This is a genomic window from Streptomyces niphimycinicus (assembly GCF_018883605.1).
Classification (GTDB): Bacteria; Actinomycetota; Actinomycetes; order Streptomycetales; family Streptomycetaceae; genus Streptomyces; species Streptomyces niphimycinicus.
Genome location: NZ_JAHLEM010000572.1, coordinates 1 through 776, shown reverse-complemented (window position 1 = coordinate 776; position 776 = coordinate 1). Strand labels below are relative to the sequence as shown.

Sequence of the window (776 nt, the reverse complement as noted above, 5' to 3'; positions counted from 1 at the left end):
ATTGGCCAGCGCCTGACGGATCACACGCTGCTGTGACGGACCATTCGGCGCCGTGAGGCCGTTCGACGCACCGTCCTGGTTGACCGCGCTGCCCCGCACCACCGCCAGCACCTGGTGACCGTTCCGCTCCGCGTCCGACAACCGCTCCAGCAGCAGCACGCCCACGCCTTCGGCCCACCCCGTGCCATCTGCCGAGGCGGCGAAGGGCTTGCACCGGCCGTCGGCCGACAGTCCGCGCTGGCGGGAGAAGTCCACGAAGGCGTCGGGCCCGGCCATCACCGTCACCCCACCGGCCAGCGCCATCGAGCACTCCCCGGCCCGCAACGCCTGGGCCGCCAGATGCAGGGCCACCAACGAGGACGAACATGCCGTGTCCACCGTCACCGCGGGACCCTCCAGGCCCAGGGTGTAGGCCACGCGCCCGGACAGGACGGCCGCGGAGACGCCGGTGATCCGGTGCCCCTCGACCTCGTCCGGAACGTGGCGCAGGCGGATCGCGTAGTCCTGGGTATTCATCCCGGTGAAGACGCCGATGGCGCTGCCGCCCACCGTGGTCGGGTCGATCCCGGCCCGCTCGAACACCTCCCATGAGGTCTCCAGCAGCAGCCGCTGCTGCGGGTCCATCGCCAGCGCCTCACGCGGCGAGATGCCGAAGAACTCGGCGTCGAACCCGGCGGCATCGGGCAGGAAGGCGCCGTGCCGGACGTAGGAGGTGCCGGGGTGGTCCGGGTCGCGGTCGTAGAGCGCCGACAGATCCCAGCCACGGTCGTCCGGGA

At 71.9% G+C, this 776-nt stretch carries 1 protein-coding gene; it reads right to left on the bottom strand.

What is annotated here, in order from left to right; genetic code table 11:
• A partial coding sequence (locus tag KN815_RS36675; protein WP_216346168.1) for a beta-ketoacyl synthase N-terminal-like domain-containing protein occupies positions 1-776 on the bottom strand: 776 nt, incomplete at both ends.